The following is a 21,152-nucleotide window of genomic DNA, read 5'->3' on the forward strand; positions in this document are numbered from 1 at the left end:
AGCGCCCACTACTACGCAATCAACCTGCTCCATTCGGCTTTTCCTGACCTGATTTGAGATGTCTCACAATTTTGTAATGACTTTTGCCTGGGTTAAAGCCTTTATATTGCTCAAATCGTAACATTTTCAGTGTTTTAGGGTATTTTGATCTCCTTATTGATAAAATCTAGAAATGTCTGTGCAAGCCCAATTAGCCAACCAAAGCATTCATTCAGCCCTCGATATGGTGCTGGATACCGCCTATCAAGGAATTGATGCGGGCAACTGGAATAAGCTCTTTACCGGCGCACGTCAATCGCAGTTAGAGCAATTCATTGTGGATATGTTTGCTGGCAAGCACATCAACAATACTGAAGATCGCCCTGCCCTCCATTCCGCACTTCGCAATCTCAGCAAAACGCCCGTTTTGATCGATGGTAAAGATGTCATGCCAGCCGTCTCTGAAGTTTGGCATCGCATTGAAGCCTTGTGTAATAAATGGGTTGGTGTAACCGACGTCATTCATATTGGCATTGGCGGATCAGACTTTGGTCCTCGCCTGGCTAATGAAGCCTTAGCCCATGTTCCCGGTATTGAAAGCCGTGGGATGCGCATGCATTTCTTGGCCAATATTGATACTGCCGAGTTAGCGCGCATCTTGGCTCGTGCTCAGCCACACAGCACCCGTGTGATTGTGGTCTCAAAGTCATTTACCACTCTCGAAACATCCATGAATGCCAAAGCCGTTGTGGCTTGGCTTAAGGACAGCGGTTGTACCCCTAGGCAAATTGAGCATGCCCTATATGCCGTGACTGCCAACACTCCTGCCGCCAAAGACTTTGGCGTAAACGAAGGCAATATCTTTCCTTTTTGGGATTGGGTTGGTGGTCGTTACTCAGTTTGGTCGGCGGTAGGCTTACCCATTGCTTTGCAATATGGCTTTGAAACATTTAAACAGTTTTTGGCTGGTGCCGAAGCAATGGATTTGCATTTTAAGAATGCACCTCTTGAGCAAAACCTGCCTGTCATCATGGCACTTACCTTGCTGTATCAGCAAGAGAAACATGGCATTAAGGCTTATGCCGCAATTCCGTATGCGGATGCCTTGGATTGGTTTCCGAAGTGGTTACAGCAGCTCGATATGGAAAGTAACGGCAAGAGCGTAGATCGCAATGGCAAACCGGTGAAGCATTCTTCCCCAGTGGTATTTGGCAGCGCTGGTAGTAATGCGCAACACTCTTACTTCCAACTCTTTCATCAGGGCACTGAGATCATTCCAATTGATTTCATTGCTGTACGTGAACCGATGAGTGATCGGCCCGTGGCTGTAGCGCATCACCGTATTTTGCTTTCCAATTGCTTGGCACAAGCGCAAGCATTAGCGAATGGCAAAGCTGCTAGCAATCCAAATAACGTCTATCCAGGTCAACGCCCAAGCAATTTATTGTTGCTACCTAAACTCAATGCCTTTTATCTTGGCGCCCTACTCGCCTTGTATGAGAACCGCACTGCGACATTGGGCGCTTTGTGGAATATCAATAGCTTTGATCAACCTGGTGTCGAATACGGCAAAGTGCTCGCTAAACCGATTGAGAAAGCCCTTGCAAGCCATCAGCACGATATTGCTGCTAGTGCAGATATTGACGCTGTTACTGCCACCCGCATTAATCTATTAAATTCAAATAACTAGTTATCGCCCGTGCAATAAGCGGGTGTTTTTACCGAAGGATCTGCAATGCAATTGTCTCCATCCATTTTTAAAGCATATGACATCCGCGGCATTATTGATGAGACCTTAGATCCCTCTATCGCCAAACTGATTGGCCAGGCCTTTGGCACTGAAATGCGTGAGCTTGGTGAGACTGATATCGTCATTGGTCGGGATGGCCGTCTATCTGGCCCTAGCTTGATTGAAGCGCTAACAGAAGGCCTACTCTCTACCGGCATCAATGTAATTGATTTGGGCATGGTCGCAACACCGATGGTGTACTTTGCTGCCAACCATACGATTGACGGCAAGAGTCCGAAGTCCGGCATCATGATTACCGGCAGTCACAATCCCCCGAACTACAACGGCTTCAAAATGGTTTTGGGCACATCGGCTATTTATGGCGAACAGATTCAGGACTTGCGTAAACGTATTGAAGCCAAGAAGTTTGCTACCAGCCAAGGAACAAGAAGTACTTTTGATATTTTCCCGATGTACATTAACCATATCGTCGGTGACGTAAAGCTGGCTCGCCCTATGAAGATTGCTGTGGATTGTGGCAATGGTGTTGGCGGTGCGTTTGCGGGTAAGTTATTTGGAGCTTTAGGCTGCGAAGTCCAAGAATTGTTCTGTGAAGTAGATGGTCATTTTCCGAACCACCATCCAGATCCAGCGCATATTGAGAACTTACAAGATCTCATCAAGAACCTCCAGACTACCGATAATGAATTAGGTCTCGCCTTTGATGGTGATGCAGATCGTTTAGGTGTGGTGACTAAAGATGGTCAAGTGATTTTCCCGGACCGTCAAATGATGCTCTATGCTAAAGATGTTCTCTCCCGCAATCCAGGCGGGCAGATTATTTACGATGTGAAATGCACTCGTAACTTAGCCACTTACGTAAAAGAGCATGGTGGCGAACCCATTATGTGGAAAACGGGCCATTCTTTAGTCAAAGCGAAGTTAAAAGAAACTGGTGCCCCGCTTGCTGGTGAGATGAGTGGTCACATCTTCTTCAAGGATCGCTGGTTTGGATTTGATGATGGTCTTTATACAGGTGCCCGCTTGCTTGAGATCCTCAGCAAAGAGAAGAATCCTAGTGACACACTTAATAGCTTACCTAATGCGATTTGCACTCCTGAATTGCAGCTCACTTGTGCTGAAGGTGAGCCATTCGCTTTGCTTCAAACCATCAAAGCGAATGCTAAGTTCCCTACTTCAGAGTCTATTAATACGATTGATGGTGTCCGAGTGGAATATGCGGATGGCTTTGGCCTGGCTAGACCGTCTAATACCACTCCAGTCGTGGTGATGCGTTTTGAGGCGGACAGCGAACAAGCAATTAAACGTATTCAGGCGGAGTTTAAGGCGGTGTTGCTGGCGGCTAAGCCGGAGGCGAAGCTTCCCTTCTGAGACGCTGAATGCAATACCCACATAATTGGTTCATGATCATTCATGACTCCATCCGTACTCAAGACAAAGTCTTAAAAAAGGCGACTAAGCTAACCTTAAATACCGAGGTTTTGGCTGAGGCCAAGAAACTAGGAATCAATATCTCAAAGGCTTGCGATGCATTCCTTGAATCTCTTGTTCGGCACGAAAAAGGGCGGCTTTGGAAGCTAGAAAATGCTGATTTCATTGCCAGCTATAACAAAACCATTGAAGATGAAGGTTTGCCGTTGGATAGCTGGAGAGCTTTCTAATGGCGAGATTTAGCGTTTATGAAAATATTGGGGAGCATGCTAAGACCACACTTTTTTGTTAGATGTCCAAACTGACTTATTAAGTGGCCTAGATACGAGAGTTGTCATCCCATTGAGAAAGGCTAGTCTCTATAGAAAAGCGAAGCTTCCTCAAGATCTTATGCCAATCTTTTCAATCAAGGGCAGTGAGTTTGCACTTGAAACTCCAAAGATGGCAGCCGTACCAAGCAAAATCCTTAAAACAGAAATTGCTAGCTTAAAGACCCAGCAACATCTCGTGATGACTGCAATCGAAAGACTCTTTCATGGATTCTAGGAACTCATCAATGAATCGAAGGTTTGACACCCTCTTTTATATTGTCAGCACCACGAGTAGCCGATTCAGCCACTGAGGGCACCGCACCCCAAACAGCATGTTCACGCAGTTGATTTAGCACTGCGCACAAAGCCTGCAAGGTTGGACCTGCCATCTTGACATTCATATTGGCGCCACCTGGCAAGACGAGATCAAGTGATACCCCATCTTCTAAGTCCTGCTTCTCGGGCGTGCATTTAGCATCCATCACTAACAGCGGATCTGCCCCCAAAGGGTAGTTTGAGGCAGGCTGATATACCTCAGCCTTCGAAACACCCTTAGACTCTGGATTGCTCTGCATAACTTCCTTGTCAAACTCCGCTATTGCCTTCGCAATCTCGGGAGCATGAGCCTGCTCCAGGTTTTCCACGGTGAGATGCTGGGTCGCAGCCAAAATAAATAGCGTCACCCGACGTGTGAACCAAAAACGGAACTCCGTATCTTCGGTGGTATTAAAGCGAAACAACAGCCGATCATCCGGCGCTAAATAGGTTGCGTTAAATTGCTTAATGCTCATAATGTGATGTCTTTAAAGCTGGGCTGGCAATTGAGGTTGGGGTTGAGATAAAACACACAAGTGGTTCCACCGCAAAAAAGACCCCATGAAGAATTGGAGTCGTGCCGTGTAAGCCTCAGTAGTTTCAGGGTCCGTATCCACAATCCAATTTTGATAAGCAAGCCTTTCATTCGCACTCACCCCGGGCACCAATAACAAGGCGCTGAATAAGGCTAGTGCATGGATGGCGCCTTTCAGCATGGTCTTATTGAACAATTTTTGCGTTCTCGCGTAGTCGTTTCACAGTTTCCGCCCCATTGCTAGCCGGCGATCGGCAACTTGAAATGAAACTGTGCGCCACCGCCGGGAGCATCCTCATACCAAATTACGCCACCATAACGAGTCACAATGTGTTTACAGAGCCATAAGCCAAGACCCATGCCGGATTTCTTGGTGGTGTTCAATAACTCGAACAAGCTTTGTCTGAATTGAGTTGATACACCTGAACCATTGTCACAAATACTAAAGTGCACGGAATTCCCGTCTCTATAGGCCTCAATCACAATCGTCCGCAAAGATGCCTTGATAGAAGCCAAAGATTGAATCGCGTTATTTAACAAGTTCAAAATGACTTGCTCAATCTCGCTTGAGCTAACCTCGATGAGAAGCCCCTCCTCTACCCGCAGCTGAATTTGAATCTGCCTAGCATTCAGTTCCGGCTTGACGATATCCAGCACGCTTGATATCAAATAAGCCAAATCATGCTCTTGGGCCCGAGACTCACCCTCCGTAAAAAGAGACCTTAAGGACCGCACAATCGTTGCCGCCCTATTGTTATCAAACTCAAGTGCGTCTAACACCTCTTTGCCAATATCCGAACTAAGCAAGCCTTTATCCAACTTCATTCTCAAAAATTGAATATTGAGATTAGAGGCTCCTAATGGTTGATTGAGCTCATGAGCAATTGAAGCTGAGAGCGCTCCAGTTGCAGTAGTTTTGTTAGCCTTTAATAAGTTAGTAATTAAAGCCTCTCGCTCTAGGAGTAATTCATTCACGCGAATATTGTCTTCAATATTTTTTTTATTTTCAGAACTTACTCTTTCAGCCCAGAATCCTAAAATAGAAACGTAGGATAAGACGGTAAAGGAAACTCCAAACCACCTTACCAATGTGCTTATGAAGGGCTCTTCATACAAATTAATATTGCCCGTTGTAGTTGCGGAAAGAACCATCCAGAGGCGAATGAGCCCAAGTACCAACTCAGCAAAGGTGGTGAACATTAAAAAATCAAGCTGAATATGACGACTTTTTTTACGGGCAATAAATAACTCAATCAAGATCCATACAAGACAGACTATCAATGCACAAACTACAAATAGAACCCTTGTTTGAAATATGCCGTACTGTCGCAAATATTCAAATACAAAAGCAAATGCAATAAAAATGAATGGCGATACTCGGACTAATGTCTTATTGGATCGAGAATTAATAGATCGGGAAAATAATGCGAGAAAAAAGTATGCAGCAAAGAAACAGGAATTCGCGAGCGTAAGGAGGGGTGGTGAAATGGTTGAAGCAGATGCAAAGCATAAGAATGCAATAATATTGAGCCCAAGGCCAATCAACCATAGGTTATTGAAGTTGCTCAGCTTACTCTTACGAAAGTAAGGGATTGAGGAAATAAACAAGCCGCTGAGCAGGAGTGAAAAAACTAGAGAGAGGGCTTCATTGGCATATTTCATGGATATATATGCTACTACCTTTTTAATGCGTCATATTGCGTCTAGGGGCCTTAACACCCGAAGTACGGCGACCTGACCCACCCTCACAGGATTAGCGTCGCTACGCTAAAATTAGATATGACTTCAATGCCCATCGCCTTTGACTATCCCCAGCAGAATGCTGCTGGTGCGACCTGTACCGCCCAAGCCTGGGCCAAAACACCCTCGCAACTGCATGGTAGTGAAAAAGCTACTGTCATCGCCCGTATCAAGCAATTACTGATCGAGAAAGATACTGCATTAGTGGCTCACTACTATGTTGACGGTGATATTCAGGATTTAGCGATGGAGACCGGTGGCTATGTGGCCGACTCTTTGGAGATGGCACGCTTTGGGAAAAATCACTCTGCGAAGAATCTCATTGTGGCTGGCGTGCGCTTTATGGGGGAGTCTGCCAAGATTCTGAGCCCCGAAAAGCGTGTCTTTATGCCGGACTTAGATGCTACCTGCTCTTTAGATTTAGGTTGTGATGCCACTGACTTTGCTGCATTTAGAGCGCTGCATCCCGATCGCGTTGTTGTGGTGTACGCCAATACCAGCGCTGCTGTTAAAGCTCAGGCCGATTGGATGGTGACCAGCTCTTGCGCCCTAGCCATCGTTCATCAACTAAAGGTTGATGGTAAGAAAATTCTGTGGGCGCCTGACCGTCATTTAGGTCGATACATTCAAGAGCAGACTGGTGCTGATATGTTGTTATGGAATGGTGCTTGCATTGTTCATGATGAATTCAAAGCCGTTGAATTGGCAATGCTAAAAGCAGCCCACCCTAATGCCATGATTTTGGTTCACCCAGAATCACCACAAGCCGTGGTGGATTTGGCAGATGTTGTGGGCTCCACATCCGCAATGATTAAAGCTGTTGTTGAAGGCTCTACCAATGAATATATTGTTGCGACTGACAATGGCATCTTGCATCGCATGCGCCAATTAGCTCCCAATAAGATACTGATAGAAGCCCCTACCGCTGGCAACAGTGCTACCTGCAAGAGTTGCGCCCATTGCCCTTGGATGGCTATGAATGGTTTACAAGGAATTCTGAATTGCCTAGAGAATGCTTCTGGTGAAATCCACATTGAAGAAGATGTGCGAGTAAAAGCATTGGGCTGTGTTGAGCGCATGCTGGACTTCACCCAAAACCACCCCGACCTTCTAGCTAAAGCCCAACATGGCTTTGTAAAGAATATCGGTGCCGCTTAATTCAATTGATTGACTCAATACGTATGTTTGATTACAACGAAACTTTAGAGCAAGCCCGTCAACGCAATATTGCTGATGCGCTCATGGAAGATATTGGCAAGTGCGATTGGACCGCGCAATTAGTTCCTAGCAAACCTGTTCATGCCAAATTAATTGTTCGTGAGCAGGCTGTGCTGTGTGGGGTAGATTGGTTTGAGGGTACTCTCAAGAAATTAGACCCCTCTGCAAAAGTGACTTGGCACTACCTCGAGGGCGACTTGATGAAGCCCGATACCAAAGTTTGCGATATTGAGGCCAACTCTCGTGCCCTTCTCTCTGTTGAGCGCCCCTGCATTAACTTCTTGCAAACGCTCTCTTGGACCGCTAGCATTGCACGTCAACACGTTGATGCAATTGCAGGTGTCAGCCCTAATCCAAGGGGCTGTGCAGTGCTCGATACACGCAAAACGATTCCTGGTTTACGTCAGGCGCAGAAATACGCAGTACGAGTGGGTGGCGGTCAAAACCAACGTCTTGCACTATGGCATGGCATCTTAATTAAAGAGAATCACATCGCTGCTGCAGGCGGTGTTGCTGCTGCAATCAAGGCAGCGCAGGCATTGAATTCTGGGGTAAATATTCAAGTGGAAGTAGAAAACTTCACTGAATTGAAGGAAGCCTTGGATGCAGGTGCAAAGAGCATCTTGATTGATAACTTCACCACCGAGCAAATGAAAGAAGCTGTTGCCTTTACGAATGGTCGCGCTTTACTAGAGGCCTCTGGTGGTATCGATTTAGATCAGATGCGTGCGATTGCCGCTACTGGCGTTGATCGTATTTCTCTCGGAAAGCTGACTAAAGATATTAATGCGGTGGATTTCTCAATGAGAATATCGGCCTAACAATCAATCTTTAGGTTTCAGAGCTTTCAGAATTTCCCTCAGCTTGAGGCGTCAGAATAGTCGGATAAGAAACTGTCCAAGTACCCGGGTAATCGCGGCTGTAATGCAATCCCCTGCTCTCTCTGCGCATCAGGGCTGACCTGACAATCAGTTCCGCGCATTCCAACAAGTTACGAAGCTCAATTAAGTCGCGCGTCACTTTAAAGTTGGCGTAATACTCTTGTACTTCATATCGAAGCAGTTTGATTCGATGCAACGCCCTCTCAAGACGTCGATTGGTTCTAACGATACCGACATAGTTCCACATCAATGAACGTAGCTCATCCCAGTTATGGGCAATCACCACTTGTTCATCCGCATCCTCAACCTGACTCTCGTCCCATAAAGGTAAATTGGGCATAACTGGCGTCTTGAGTGCAGAGATATCTTGAGCAGCGGCTTTACCAATGACCACGCACTCCAGCAAGGAGTTGCTCGCCAAGCGATTAGCGCCATGCAAACCGGTATAAGTTGCTTCACCTACGGCATATAAGCCTGGCAAGTCCGTTTTGCCTTTGAGGTCTGTCACCACACCGCCACAGGTGTAATGTGCTGCGGGCACGACTGGTATTGGTTCTTTAGTAATATCCAGACCGAGACTCATGCAACGGGCATAGATCATTGGAAAATGCTCTTTAATAAAGGCTTCACCCAAATGGGTAGCATCCAAATGCACGTAATCTAAGCCGTGCTTCTTCATCTCAAAGTCGATTGCTCTGGCCACAATATCGCGCGGAGCCAACTCATTACGCTCATCATGCTCTGGCATAAAGCGGGTGCCGTTTGGTAACTTAAGTAAGCCGCCCTCACCACGCATAGCCTCAGTAATTAAAAAGGTTCTGTCACTAGGGTGATACAAGCATGTCGGATGAAACTGAATAAATTCCATATTACCGACACGGCAACCTGCACGCCAAGCCATGGCAATGCCATCGCCTGTAGCAGTATCTGGGTTGCTGGTGTATCGGTAGACCTTACCAACACCACCAGTAGCCAATACCACTGACTTGGCTTCAATCGTTTCTACGCGATTGTTTTTAATATCGAGGGCATATACACCATAGCAACGATTCGGCTTAGTGCGTTGTGTCTTCGCATCCAAGTGACGGTTGGTAATGAGGTCTAAAGCAATCCAGTGCTCTAACAGTTGAATATTTTTATGAGCTCTTGCCTTATCGAGCAATACCTCATGAATGGCTTTACCAGTGGCATCGGCTACGTGCGCGATCCGACGTTGGCTATGACCGCCTTCACGCGTGAGATGCAAACCCATGGGGCCAGTCTCATCAGCAGTAAAAGGAACGCCCTGCTCAACCAACCAACGGATGGCTTCAGCACTTTCTTCAGCGATGTATCGAGCGGTAGATTCCACCACAAGTCCTGCGCCAGCTTCTAAGGTGTCGTTAACATGGGCATCAATACTGTCATGCTCTTTATCCACTACCCCAACAATGCCACCCTGGGCCCAAGCAGTTGCAGCCTCACCAAGACCGCGTTTGGCCATCACAATGACTGGTTGCGTCTCGGCCATGTGCAGGGCAACGGTTAGACCCGCTAAACCCGCCCCAATAATCAGGACGGGTAATTCTGCTTTGGGATTAGCTGCTGAAGTTTGGGGTTTTGAACTGGCCATGGAGGGTTAATTCTAAAGGGCAATGGAATATTGTGTTGATTATCTCTTGATGTCTCGATAGAAATTTTCATGGGAGCCGATTGCCTCGAGGTATATCAACCTGAAGCCGTCATCAAGCGAGTAGCCAAGCAAATAGAGTTGACCGTTACTATTGAACTTGTACACCAATAATGCAGCTAAATCGCCCTTCTTTCTTTCGCCGATTGAAGGTTTATTTGAAGCAATTCCTACGGCGCCATCTACATCCTTGGCGATATTGTCATTTAGCTTTTTATATTGTCTGGCGAATCGGCGCGTTTGATTAACTGAATGCGCCATCAAACCTTCTTAGAGCGGGGAATGAATGGCGTAGCATCCGCCCTCGGCTCTGCTAGTGATGCCAAAGAAGCGGTAATAAATGAAATTGGGAGATCGGGGTTATCAATTGCAGCCCTGCCTACCGTAGCCCAAAACTCAAGCTGGCCGGCAATAGTCCGATGCTCAGACTTAGCCTCTGATTTCGCCGCTTCATATAGATTGTCGTCAATTCTGACTGGCATGCCCATCAAAAATCTCCCGTTCAGGGCATTTTACTACAAAAGTAGCAAGATAGAAAATAAGGTCATTTCACAAGAAAAACCGCCCAAAGGCGGCCTTTTCTCAAGCGGATCCATGATCAGTGGGTCGACTCAAGCTTCTGCCGTTTCGGATCATTAGTACCGTAGCCCATTACTGGAGCAGCATGACCACTTTTGGCAAGCTTGACTGCGCAGTACTTAAATTCAGGAATCTTGCCAAAAGGATCTAAGGCAGAGTTGGTGATTAAGTTGGCCGCAGCCTCATAGTAAGCAAACGGAATAAAGATCACACCACGTGGAGTGCCATCATCTCTACGGACATGAATCCCCACTTCGCCACGACGTGATTGAACGGTAATGACATCGCCAGCAGAAACGCCTAGCTGGGTCATATCTTCGCCATTCATGGAGACAGTGGCCATTGGCTCAATTGCATCCAAGACGGTGGCACGGCGAGTCATACTGCCGGTGTGCCAATGCTCTAACTGACGACCGGTAATCAATACAAATGGATACTCGGCATCTGGACGCTCATTCGCAGGAATGATATCGGCAGGTACCAACTTCACCTTGCCATCTGGTGTCGCAAAGTTGTCATTAAACACAATTGGACGACCTGGATCCTCAGCCGATAAACATGGGTATGTCACGCTAGATTCTTTTTCTAATCGATCCCATGTAATACCGTTGATGGCTGCATGCATTGCCTGACGCATTTCGTCATAAACCGCTGCCACACCATCATCTGGACCTTGGTAGTTCCAGTTCAAGCCCATGCGTTTCGCAATTTGCTGAATGATCCACAGATCAGGCTTGGCATCTCCCGGAGGATTGATTGCTTTCTTACCCATCTGAACCATACGGTCGGTATTACTTGCAGTGCCGACTTTCTCTGGCCATGCACTGGCTGGCAATACTACGTCTGCTAGGAGTGCAGTCTCAGTCATGAAGATATCTTGTACAACTAAGAGATCCAAAGAGGCTAAGGCATGACGCGCATGATTCAAATCAGGGTCGCTCATTGCGGGATTCTCACCCTCAACATACATACCGCGAATCTTATCTGGATCACTATCCGGCGCAGTGATCTTATGCATGATCTCTACTACGGTGTAGCCAGGCTTCTTATCTAATGGGGTATCCCAGAACTTCTCAAACCACGCATGCGCTTCTGGATTATCAACACGTTGGTAGTTCGGGAACATCATCGGAATTAAGCCGGCATCACTAGCACCCTGCACGTTATTCTGCCCGCGCAGTGGATGCAAGCCAGAACCAGGCTTACCAATTTGACCGGTAATACTGACCAAGGCAATTAAGCAACGAGCGTTATCCGTACCGTGAACGTGTTGGCTAACACCCATACCCCACAAAATCATGGCGGATTTAGTTGTCGCAAACTCCCTAGCTACTTCACGCAAAGTCTCTGCTGGAATACCGCAGAGTGGTGCCATTGCTTCAGGGCTATAGCCCTTGATGTTCTCTTTAAGTGCTTCGAAATTATTAGAACGGTTCTTGATGAAGTCCTTATCAACTAGACCTTCTTCAATAATTGTGAAGATCATGGCGTTCAGCATGGCAACGTCAGTGTCTGGCTTGAACTGCATGGTGCGCCAAGCATGCTTACTGATGTCGGTTTTGCGTGGGTCGCACAAGACAATCTTGGCGCCACGTTTAGCAGCGTTTTTAAACCAGGTTGCAGCAACAGGATGATTGGCAGTTGGATTGGATCCAATTAAGAAAATCATGCTCGAGTGCTCAACATCATTCACTTGATTACTTACTGCGCCAGAACCAACACCTTCTAATAAGGCAGCAACAGAAGATGCATGGCAAAGACGGGTGCAATGGTCGACGTTATTGCTACCAAAACCCGTACGTACGAGTTTTTGGAATAAGTAAGCCTCTTCATTACTACCCTTGGCAGAGCCAAAGCCCGCCAATACTTTATTGCCGTATTCATCTTTTAGCTTTTTGAGGCCGCCACCGGCAACTTCAAGCGCCTCTTCCCAAGTTGCTTCACGGAAGATATCGAACCAATCTTGCTTGCCTTCTAGCAAGGCCTTATCTTTAGCAACACCCGCTTTACGAATGAGCGGCTTAGTTAAGCGCTGTGGATTATGGATGTAGTCCATACCAAAGCGGCCTTTAACGCAAAGACGGTTGTGGTTGGCCGGACCATCACGACCTTCAACACTCACAATCTTCTCGTCTTTAACGTTGTAAGTAATTTGGCAACCTACACCGCAGAAAGGGCATACTGAATCCACTTTGCGATCAACAGTTTGCGAGCCAATTAAACCCTTAGGCATTAATGCGCCTGTTGGGCAAGCCTGAACACACTCACCACAAGCAACGCAAGTACTGTCGCCCATTGGATCATTCAAATCAAATACGATCTCACTATGTGCGCCACGCATTGCGTAGCCGATCACATCATTCACCTGCTCTTCACGGCAAGCACGTACGCAACGATTACATTGAATACACGCATCCAAGTTCACCGCCATCGCTGGATGAGAAATGTCATTGCTGACTTTGTCGCGACGTAATGCTTTGAGCTCTGGTCGAACTGTCACATCCATGCGTGCTGCCCAGGTACTTAATTCGCCATGTTGATTTTTTTGTTCTTCTTCCTTGCCGTCTCCTACCCACTTAAAACCCTCGTCCGGCATGTCTGATAACAACATCTCCAACACGAGCTTTTGACTCTTCAATGCGCGTTCACTATTAGCCTTGACTTCCATGCCGGGCGTAGCGCTTCGACAGCAACTAGGCGCTAAAGTACGCTCGCCATTAATCTCTACTACGCAAGCACGGCAATTACCGTCAGCACGATAGCCATCTTTGAAACACAGATGCGGAATATCAATGCCATGACGTTTAGCGGCCTTGAGAATCGTCTCACCTTCGTAAGAAACGATGGTTTGTCCGTCTAGCTTGAACTCAACGGTTTGCAATTCAAGTTCTTTAGGATTTACTGGTGCATTCATATTTGTCTCGTTTTTCCCTTGATTTTTTTGTTGCTGATTAAGCAACCTCTTCCAGGAAATATTTAGCAATACAGCGAATAGGATTTGGTGCTGCTTGACCTAGGCCGCAAATAGAGGCATCAACCATCACGGTTGCTAGATCCTCCAAGGTGTCTTGATCCCAAGACTTAGACTGCATCAGCTTGGCGGCCTTGCTTGTACCAACACGACACGGAGTACATTGTCCACAACTCTCATGTTCAAAGAAGTGCATCACATTGAGCGCCATATCGCGCGCTTTGTCTTTGTCACCAAAGACCATTACTGCAGCAGAACCAATGAAACAGCCATAGGGCTGCAATGTATCGAAGTCGAGTGGAATGTCATTCATCGTGGCTGGCAAGATGCCGCCAGATGCGCCACCAGGCAGGTAGCCATAGAACTTGTGGCCATCTTGCATGCCACCACAGTACTCGTCAATTAATTCCTGAATAGTGATTCCCGCTGGAGCCAATTTGACACCAGGATTCTTTACTCGGCCACTGACGCTATAGCTACGTAAGCCTTTGCGATCATGGCGTCCAAAAGAGCTAAACCACTCTGGACCACGCTGAATAATATCGCGTACCCAATACAGAGTTTCAAAGTTGTGCTCTAGTGTTGGGCGACCAAACAATCCTACTTGAGCAATGTATGGAGGACGCATACGGGGTTCACCGCGCTTGCCTTCGATACTTTCAATCATGGCGGATTCTTCACCGCAAATATAAGCACCAGCACCACGACGCAATTCAATCGAAGGCAATTTAAATGGGGGATTTGCTTTGAGCTTTGCCAACTCTGCTTCGAGCAATTCACGACAACCATGGTACTCATCACGTAAGTAAATGTAGCAAGCATCAATACCCACAACGCTAGCTGCAATCAATAAACCCTCTAAGAAGCGATGTGGATCACGTTCCAAATAAGTACGATCTTTAAATGTACCCGGCTCACCTTCGTCAATGTTCACGGCCATCAACTTCGGAGCAACTTGATCTTTCACAATGCGCCATTTGCGCCCCGCTGGGAAGCCTGCGCCACCAAGGCCACGAAGGCCAGAACTTTCCATTGCCTTGATGATGCTTTCAGCATCTTTCTTACCCTCAGCAATTTCTTTAGCCAAGGCATAACCACCTTGTGCACGATAAGACTCGTAACCCACATAGTCAGGCGAAACTGCTTGATTCTCGCTCTGAGGAGAAACACCCTTTTCAGCTAAAGCTGCCGGATCAAAATTGGCAACATCCTTAGCCATTGGCTGAGTGGTCAGATTATTTTTGACGGCAGCGCTAACCTTGTCGGTAGTCGCAAACAGAACTGGGTACTGATGCACTACCGCTACTGGAGCCTGCTCGCAACGACCTACGCAGGGCGCAGCCACTACTTTGACCTTAGGGTTGCCTAAAATTGCCGGCAGCTTTGCAAGAAGGTTTTGCGCGCCCGCCAATTCACAGGCAATACCGTCGCATACACGCACAGTGATATCAGCGACGGGATCATTGCCACGCACTACTTCAAAGTGATGGTAAAAGGTTGCAACTTCATAGACTTCAGCCATCGGCAAATTCATTTCTTTTGCGAGGGCAACTAAGTGACGATCATGCAAGGCACGGTATTCATCATTGAGCTTGTGTAAATTTTCAATCAGCAGATCGCGACGGTGTGGCGCATCACCAATTAACTGACGAACCTCCGCTAAAGATGCGTCGTCTGCTTGGCGCCCTTTAAGCTTGCTCTTGCGACGAATGGTTTCCCTTAAATCATCCGCAGTTGTCACAGCAACGGCCTTGATCTCTCCAGAGGGTTTTGGGTGATTCATAGTAATAGCCTCTAATGTCTAGTCGCAATAATGATGCTGTTTTTGTGTATTGAATGCTTTGCTTAAGAATGTCCATTACAGCGAGAAATGATTTGCCTCGCTATATATAGGAAATTCCCAAAATCACAATCGATTTTGGGTTATTTCTGCACTCAAGTCCTTGACGGAGCTCAAGTGAATTTATTAAGGGTAAACCCTAAATTAAATGACGGATGGGGATGGCTTGTCGCCTGGCGGGAGTGAGTAATCCAACTTACGTTCATATACACGCGCCTTGAAGCAGTCGTTATAGCCTTTACTACCAACTTGCCAACCGATAGAAGTGCAATCGTCTTGAGCAGCGGACTCAATAGAGCCGCACCCAGTTAAAACAATGGCAGCAATAGAAACAAGGGCAGCTAAGAGGCGCAAAGTAGTTGAATTATGCCTCAAGTCTACTTGATTCTGACCTCAACTTCGAGGGGGACACCCTCCTCATTAGAACTGACAGTTTTTACCTCACCCAAACTAACTCGATCTCTCAATTCAGGGTTACTTTTAACCATTAGGCTTTGGGCCAACTTCGCCCTATTTTTTGCCAAACCCTTAAGCTCTTCATCCGTGACGGGAATGCTAGCAATAAGCTCTGCGTGCAACTGCTCATTGCGCGCCGCACCCTCTGGAAGGGTCACTAAGCGCTGGCCTAATTTAATTCTGCCAAGGTATTGAGCGTAAGCCGACCTCAGGCCAGCCTGAACCTTCGAATCAGAGAAATCCGGTGAAGAAATAAGCTCATTAGGGGCAATATTCAAGCCAGCAGCTTTCAGAATAGCCAGATCTGCCGTTGCACGTGCTAGAGCAGCTTTATCTGCCTCAGGATCATAGGTGCCAACTAACTCCAAAGCAGCATGGGGTTTCTTAACTAAGAAGTCGCCAAACTTTTCCAAACGATCCTGATCTGGTGGCAAGTAAAGCGCCTCACCCAGCACCGCATTCACTCCATCATTGGCGCCCATACCTAATAACGAACCTAAAGCTCTAAATGGTGCAGTGGCGACATTGGTAAGCATATTATTAATTGCCTGCCACACTAAACCACCTGCACTGAACTCCGGTGAATCTACATTGCCGGCAATATTGATAGTGACGTCAATCGTGTCGTCAGAATCCTCAAGCAAGGCAATCGCTAAACCTAATGGTAATTTTTTCCCCCGAAAGTCAGCCACCTCTTCGCCGAGCTCAATCTTCTTAATAACGATCTGATTACCCCCCTTCAGATCGCCATCTTTTGCGCTGTAATGCAAATTCAAGTTCACTCGACCGCTAGCAATTTGGTGGCCGGCAAAGGTCATGAAGGCAGAATTAAATGCATTGAGTGGAACATTTTTAAAGTTGAGTGTGACATCGTTATTGCGACGCGGGTCATCAAATGCAATCTGCCCCCTACCTCGGATTGAGCCAGATTCAGCTAATATCCCATCCAATGTCATGGTCGATGAGTGGCCCGGGAGATTATTGACATTCGAAAAGCTGGCATTAAATTTTCTCAGGTTGACTTTGAAGTTCGGTTGCATAGCTAGATCAGCAAACTGCACTTCGCCTTCACGAAACCTCAATGTCTTGATATTCATTGCAAAGGATGATTTATCTTTTGTTGCTGTAGGCAAGCTCTCCACATCAGCAACCCCTGCATTTGGTTTAGCAAATAAGCGCCTGAAATTAGAGAAGCCCTTTTCATCAATCTCAAACCGGAGAACAGGTTGACTTACCGCTAGCTCACCAATGAGCAAACTCGAGCCGGATCGTTTTGAGCTCTGATAGATAAACTGATTAATGTCGCCAGACTTCCATTTCAAGAGCGCTTGGGATTGCCCCTGCTCCAGCAAATCTAGATCCAGCAAATGCAAATCCCCTGACACGGCAAGCTCATCACCCCTGAGGCTGATATCAACTGCCGACTGAATGAAGCCGCCTTGAGCCTGCAGCTCTTTATTGGCCGGAAGCAATGCGATAAAAGGAGTAATCGAAAGATTTTCCACCTCGACTCTTCCAGCAATGGATTTATCCGAGTTCAAATCCCAATGGGAGAGAATTCGTCCATCATCAATCTCCAAGTTAATCTGCGCGCTGATTGCATCTGGCGCAGGATTATCTAGCGCACCTTTAATGACAAAGCGCTTAAAAGCAATTTTCTGATTCATTCCTGGAAGGGTAAAACGAAGCGCGCCCAGGTTTAATCCGTACTGACCGCGCACACCATTCACGTCACCTTCTTTATCGTAGTTTGCTATGTCAAATAGCTCAATGGAAAGTGACTTGAGTTGTTCATGCAATTTTTTACTGGGATCTGAAATCTCCAAGGCAGCATTCGAGACCATAAATTCATCTACAGAGATTTTTATATTCTTTTTGGCTTTAGTCGGATCCATTGGAGGCAAATTGCGCGTAATAGCAGCAATCAATTCTTGCCAATTCCACTGGGCTGAGCCTCCTTTCAAGCCGCGCTTTTCAAGCAAAACGCTGGGCTCATCCAAAAGAATCTCATCGAACCCCACTTCCCCGATCATGATGCGGGACCACTTCAGCATCACTACTGCCTTCCTTAACTGAAGTAACTGCCCTTGCCGCCTATCGATTAACTTGAAACCATCAAGCTCAATACGTAATCTCAGGGGGGAAATGCGGAGATCTTGGTAGGCGATCTCATAATCAATCTTTTGGCCATAAGACTCAGCTGCATTCTTGATGGCACCAGGAACCCAAAGGTGGCAAGCACCCCAGAATAAAAAAGTGAGCGCAAGAAAACCTCCGGCAATTCGGAGCATGTAGGTTCGCATGATCAAAAGATTAAAAGAAATCATTTTTGCGGTAATTGGAGTCTTAAAGGAGATGCCAAACTGAATTTAGACTGCCAGCGGAAATCCGACCTTTTGCGTCCATCCATTATTAAATGCATGAATAACTGGCTTTTCATAGACGCCTGCTTTAGTGAATGGCTCATCTGCCAACCAAACCTCAACATCCGCCTTACTTGGGAAATCCATCACCAGCAAGCTACCCACTGTGGTCTTGCCATCTTCGGATGTCAGCGGTCCAGCAAAAGCCATCTTGTCTGCAAGTTTGCCTAGATAGGCGCGATGCTCTGGTCGGACTTGAATGCGTAGTTCTGCTGTGCCGGGACGATCCATTAAAAGGATTGCAAAGATCATGATTTCTCCTGTTGAACTCCAAACCTAGATCTTACGGCAAGCAGAAAAAGAAAAGCCGCCCGAAGGCGGTTTCTCGTGCAAAGCTATTAAAACAAATTAAACAGCTTTACGGCTTTTTGCAGCTGGCTTAGCTACAGCGCCTTGGCCTTGAACGTTAGCCAATGCAGCGTCCATGCTTTTCTCAAAGTTTGCGAAAGCGTCAGTTGCTGAAGCGCGAACTTGGTCAAACTGTTGGAGTGAAGTTTCGAATGCAGTTTTGAATGCAGATACAAATGCCTCAGAACCAGCAGGAGCTGTCTTAGTAGCTTCTTTAACAAACTGAACCATGTCAGCACGTGCGTCATCAATAGAAGCCTCAACCACTTGAGCAACTTCTTTGCTACCGTTACGTACAACTTTGTTTACTTTAGCTTGGTAAGCAGCAGCGTACTTAGCAGCTTCTTGAGCTGTTTCTGGCTGAGCCAATTTTGCCAACTGTTGTACATCTTTAATTGCCAACAATTGTGCGCTAGTGTCTTGAGCAGCAACTAAAGCATCTTTAGCGGCAGATTGGTTGATTTCAGCTAATTCTTTTGCACTTTCAACGGCTACTTGTGCCAAGTACTTAGCGTTTTCAACAGCTTTAGCTTGAGCTTGCGAGATTTGGTCGTTTAATTGATTCTGGAACATGGTGTTTTCCTAACTTTTTAAATTGATGAAAATTTGTTGCGATGCACCATTCTAAGAGTTTTTTGCTGCACTCATGGGGATCTCAATAAATAGTTTTGATAGTTTTTATGAATTCACTACTTGCATACTACCCATTTTAGGGGTCCACTTATAGACTGTGAATTAGCCCAAAGGCTAATGACCCTGGAGTTAAAGTCAAATCTTGTGTATAGCCCAATCAGTGAAGGCAGTGGAAGTTTTTGTTGAAAATACGATTATCCAAATCAAACTTTCACCAAAGGAACATTCCACCACCATGAAGAGCGATACCAAAAAACCCGCCTCTCATGTTTTGCCTATGCCCTTGGGCCTAGAAGAGATGATTCGCAATGGCTATTTACCAGAACGACCCATCCTGACCGCAGTAGGCCCTGTTCCCGTCAAGGTGCCCAGAGTACGAAACCGCAATAAGCTGGGGGTGCGCTTTAACTCTAATCTGGTGCCGGCGTATATCCGTAAGTCCGCCAGAATGACTGCCGTCATCCCCTAACTCTATCTCAAAGGCATCTCTACTGGGGATATGAGTGAGGCCTTATGTACCTTGCTGGGCGATGATGCTAAGGGCCTCTCAGCCAATGTCGTTGGCCGTCTCAAAGAAGTTTGGGTAACTGAATATAAAACCTGGAATGCCAGAGACCTATCTGCCGCACAATACATCTACTGGTGGGCTGATGGCATCCATACAGGCGTGCGAGCAGAAGACTCCAATGGCCAATGTTTGCTAGTCATCATTGGCGTTCGACCCGATGGAACCAGGGGGCGGGTAGCCATCGGTGAGGGCTTTGCTGAAACTAAAGAGGCTTGGCTAGCGGCCCACTACTAGCAACAGGCGATGGTACTCTCGGATTTTGGGCTGCGATGCAAGAAGCCTATCCAGAAACGACTGCTCCGCGCTGCTGGGTGCATAAGATCAAGAATGTCTTAAATGCACTGCCCAAATCCTTACATGCCAAAGCCAAAGAAGATCTGCGATCGATCTGGATGGCGCCTGATCTGAAAGCAGCTCAGCAAGCTCTAAATCACTTTGTGCAATGCTACCTTGCCAAATATCCCAAGGCGGCAGACGGAAAATTTCAAGCTAGTTGTCGCATCACTTCATTGCAGCAGTGTTGCCAGACTAGGTGTTGCTAAGACCTCCTTTGGGATGGTTGAGTTACTGTTAACTAAGGGATTGGGTTCGCCAGAGGCCTTGGTCTGCGGATTTAAGTGCACCTCTAATACAGGACTCCAGTTCCGAGTTGCCCCGCTCCAACGCTTTGGATTGCGCATCTTTGCTGACTCATACAGAGCGCTACGTTGTTTTAATAATGCGCCATCTACGCCCTGATGGCGTTCATTCGGAGTCACAAACTGAATGGCACTATGACGGTGTTCGGTGTTGTACCAATGAACAAATTGCTCAACCCACTGACGTGCCTCCAATACAGTGGCAAATACCATGCCGGCATAGTTTGAGCGGTATTTCAGGGTTTTAAATAAAGACTCTGAGTGACTCGCGTTAATTTTTAGCACCACTCCACTGGTAGTGGTGCTAAATTGACAGCGGCTCAGGAGTGAGCGCCATTCTCAGGCTTTACAGGAATGGATTTAACAAACCAAATGCAGAAAATGGGGCGCTTCCAATACATCCGAAAATTTAAGGGATTAAGCGTGCCAACCAGCCCCAGCCAAAACTAATTATGTAAGCAATTTTTTCTTACTGATCTATGGGCGACCCGCGAATGCAACTCTACAAGGATTACCTCCCAAGAATTATTACTGAATTACCTCGACATGGGCACCATTAAATAAACGCGGTAACACTTGAGACCTATCTCAATGGATAGTTATGAGATACCCCTAATGACCTTCCCCTCGTTTTTCACCTGCAATCAGCGTGAGTCGTCATGCTACCAGCATCTCCTTTCTTCTTGCTAGCCAGTTCTGTAAATATTGCTTAGGAGATTGATAGCCAAGACTGGAGTGGCGACGTTTACGGTTGTAACGCACTTCAATATAGTCAAAGCAAGTAGTCTTCATTAATTCATGGGTAGCAAAGCGATTGCCGTAGATGGCTTCATTCTTAAAGCTACCGAACCAGCTTTCTGCAGGGGC

At 46.7% G+C, this 21,152-nt stretch carries 18 protein-coding genes and 2 pseudogenes; 7 read left to right on the plus strand and 13 right to left on the minus strand.

The window, feature by feature from the left end; all coding sequences use genetic code 11:
- Positions 1-172: 172 nt before the first annotated feature.
- The 4 genes from pgi to ACIQZ3_RS09135 are packed head-to-tail and all read left to right on the plus strand — an operon-like array spanning position 173 to position 3,706.
- On the plus strand, positions 173-1,669 hold the full coding sequence (gene pgi / locus ACIQZ3_RS09120; protein ID WP_397392420.1) for a glucose-6-phosphate isomerase: 1,497 nt from the start codon (positions 173-175) through the stop codon (positions 1,667-1,669).
- A 45-nt stretch (positions 1,670-1,714) separates the two neighbouring features.
- Positions 1,715-3,100 carry a phosphomannomutase/phosphoglucomutase gene (locus tag ACIQZ3_RS09125; protein WP_397392422.1) on the plus strand — a complete coding sequence of 462 codons (1,386 nt, stop codon included), beginning with the start codon at positions 1,715-1,717 and terminating at the stop codon, positions 3,098-3,100.
- A gap of 8 nt (positions 3,101-3,108) precedes the next feature.
- On the plus strand, positions 3,109-3,390 hold the full coding sequence (locus ACIQZ3_RS09130; RefSeq protein WP_397392424.1) for a type II toxin-antitoxin system CcdA family antitoxin: 282 nt from the start codon (positions 3,109-3,111) through the stop codon (positions 3,388-3,390).
- A gap of 55 nt (positions 3,391-3,445) precedes the next feature.
- Positions 3,446-3,706: a CcdB family protein gene (locus ACIQZ3_RS09135; RefSeq protein ID WP_397392426.1), complete on the plus strand. Its 261-nt coding sequence runs from the start codon at positions 3,446-3,448 to the stop codon at positions 3,704-3,706.
- Positions 3,707-3,713: 7 nt separating this feature from the next.
- On the opposite strand, the gene ACIQZ3_RS09140 is transcribed toward ACIQZ3_RS09135, so the two are convergent.
- Together ACIQZ3_RS09140 and ACIQZ3_RS09145 are read right to left on the minus strand one after the other, a co-directional pair.
- Entirely contained in the window at positions 3,714-4,262 is a 549-nt protein-coding gene (locus tag ACIQZ3_RS09140) for a hypothetical protein (protein WP_397392428.1), read from the minus strand.
- Between the two features lie 299 nt (positions 4,263-4,561).
- Positions 4,562-5,578 carry a sensor histidine kinase gene (locus tag ACIQZ3_RS09145; protein ID WP_397392430.1) on the minus strand — a complete coding sequence of 339 codons (1,017 nt, stop codon included), beginning with the start codon at positions 5,576-5,578 and terminating at the stop codon, positions 4,562-4,564.
- 522 nt (positions 5,579-6,100) lie between these two features.
- On the opposite strand from ACIQZ3_RS09145, the gene nadA reads away from it, so the two are divergent.
- Entirely contained in the window at positions 6,101-7,219 is a 1,119-nt protein-coding gene (nadA, locus tag ACIQZ3_RS09150) for a quinolinate synthase NadA (protein WP_397392432.1), read from the plus strand.
- Positions 7,220-7,242: 23 nt separating this feature from the next.
- Complete coding sequence (nadC, locus tag ACIQZ3_RS09155) at positions 7,243-8,100, plus strand: carboxylating nicotinate-nucleotide diphosphorylase (protein WP_397392434.1); 858 nt, start codon at positions 7,243-7,245, stop codon at positions 8,098-8,100.
- A 10-nt stretch (positions 8,101-8,110) separates the two neighbouring features.
- Here nadC and nadB read toward each other — a convergent pair whose 3' ends face one another.
- From nadB to ACIQZ3_RS09200, 9 genes are all read right to left on the minus strand, one after another.
- Positions 8,111-9,772, minus strand: a complete 1,662-nt coding sequence (gene nadB, locus ACIQZ3_RS09160) for an L-aspartate oxidase (RefSeq protein WP_397392436.1) — start codon at positions 9,770-9,772, stop codon at positions 8,111-8,113.
- Between the two features lie 39 nt (positions 9,773-9,811).
- The gene (locus tag ACIQZ3_RS09165; RefSeq protein WP_397392438.1) at positions 9,812-10,090 is read right to left on the minus strand and encodes a type II toxin-antitoxin system RelE/ParE family toxin; all 279 of its coding nucleotides are present in this window, start codon (positions 10,088-10,090) and stop codon (positions 9,812-9,814) included.
- Positions 10,090-10,311, minus strand: coding sequence for a ParD-like family protein (locus tag ACIQZ3_RS09170; protein WP_397392440.1), 222 nt, complete (start codon positions 10,309-10,311; stop codon positions 10,090-10,092). Before ACIQZ3_RS09170 ends, ACIQZ3_RS09165 begins: the two co-directional genes overlap by 1 nt.
- A gap of 116 nt (positions 10,312-10,427) precedes the next feature.
- A complete protein-coding gene (fdhF, locus tag ACIQZ3_RS09175; protein WP_397392442.1) occupies positions 10,428-13,322 on the minus strand; it encodes a formate dehydrogenase subunit alpha in 2,895 nt (964 codons plus the stop codon).
- A 37-nt stretch (positions 13,323-13,359) separates the two neighbouring features.
- The gene (locus ACIQZ3_RS09180; RefSeq protein WP_397392444.1) at positions 13,360-15,162 is read right to left on the minus strand and encodes an NAD(P)H-dependent oxidoreductase subunit E; all 1,803 of its coding nucleotides are present in this window, start codon (positions 15,160-15,162) and stop codon (positions 13,360-13,362) included.
- 201 nt (positions 15,163-15,363) lie between these two features.
- Complete coding sequence (locus ACIQZ3_RS09185) at positions 15,364-15,594, minus strand: hypothetical protein (protein ID WP_397392446.1); 231 nt, start codon at positions 15,592-15,594, stop codon at positions 15,364-15,366.
- A gap of 2 nt (positions 15,595-15,596) precedes the next feature.
- A complete protein-coding gene (locus ACIQZ3_RS09190; protein ID WP_397392448.1) occupies positions 15,597-17,978 on the minus strand; it encodes a DUF748 domain-containing protein in 2,382 nt (793 codons plus the stop codon).
- 66 nt (positions 17,979-18,044) lie between these two features.
- Entirely contained in the window at positions 18,045-18,350 is a 306-nt protein-coding gene (locus tag ACIQZ3_RS09195) for a YciI family protein (RefSeq protein WP_397392450.1), read from the minus strand.
- Positions 18,351-18,446: 96 nt separating this feature from the next.
- Positions 18,447-19,019 carry a phasin family protein gene (locus ACIQZ3_RS09200; protein ID WP_397392452.1) on the minus strand — a complete coding sequence of 191 codons (573 nt, stop codon included), beginning with the start codon at positions 19,017-19,019 and terminating at the stop codon, positions 18,447-18,449.
- A gap of 346 nt (positions 19,020-19,365) precedes the next feature.
- Here ACIQZ3_RS09200 and ACIQZ3_RS09205 point away from each other — a divergent pair.
- Positions 19,366-20,123: pseudogene (locus ACIQZ3_RS09205) on the plus strand (transposase); the annotation flags it as partial.
- 129 nt (positions 20,124-20,252) lie between these two features.
- Here ACIQZ3_RS09205 and ACIQZ3_RS09210 read toward each other — a convergent pair.
- A pseudogene (locus tag ACIQZ3_RS09210) lies at positions 20,253-20,549 on the minus strand (integrase core domain-containing protein); the annotation flags it as partial.
- A gap of 393 nt (positions 20,550-20,942) precedes the next feature.
- The coding region (locus ACIQZ3_RS09215) for an IS3 family transposase (protein ID WP_397392454.1) at positions 20,943-21,152 on the minus strand (210 nt) is incomplete at its 5' end.

The sequence above is a fragment of the Polynucleobacter sp. genome (assembly GCF_044342855.1).
Taxonomy (GTDB): domain Bacteria; phylum Pseudomonadota; class Gammaproteobacteria; order Burkholderiales; family Burkholderiaceae; genus Polynucleobacter.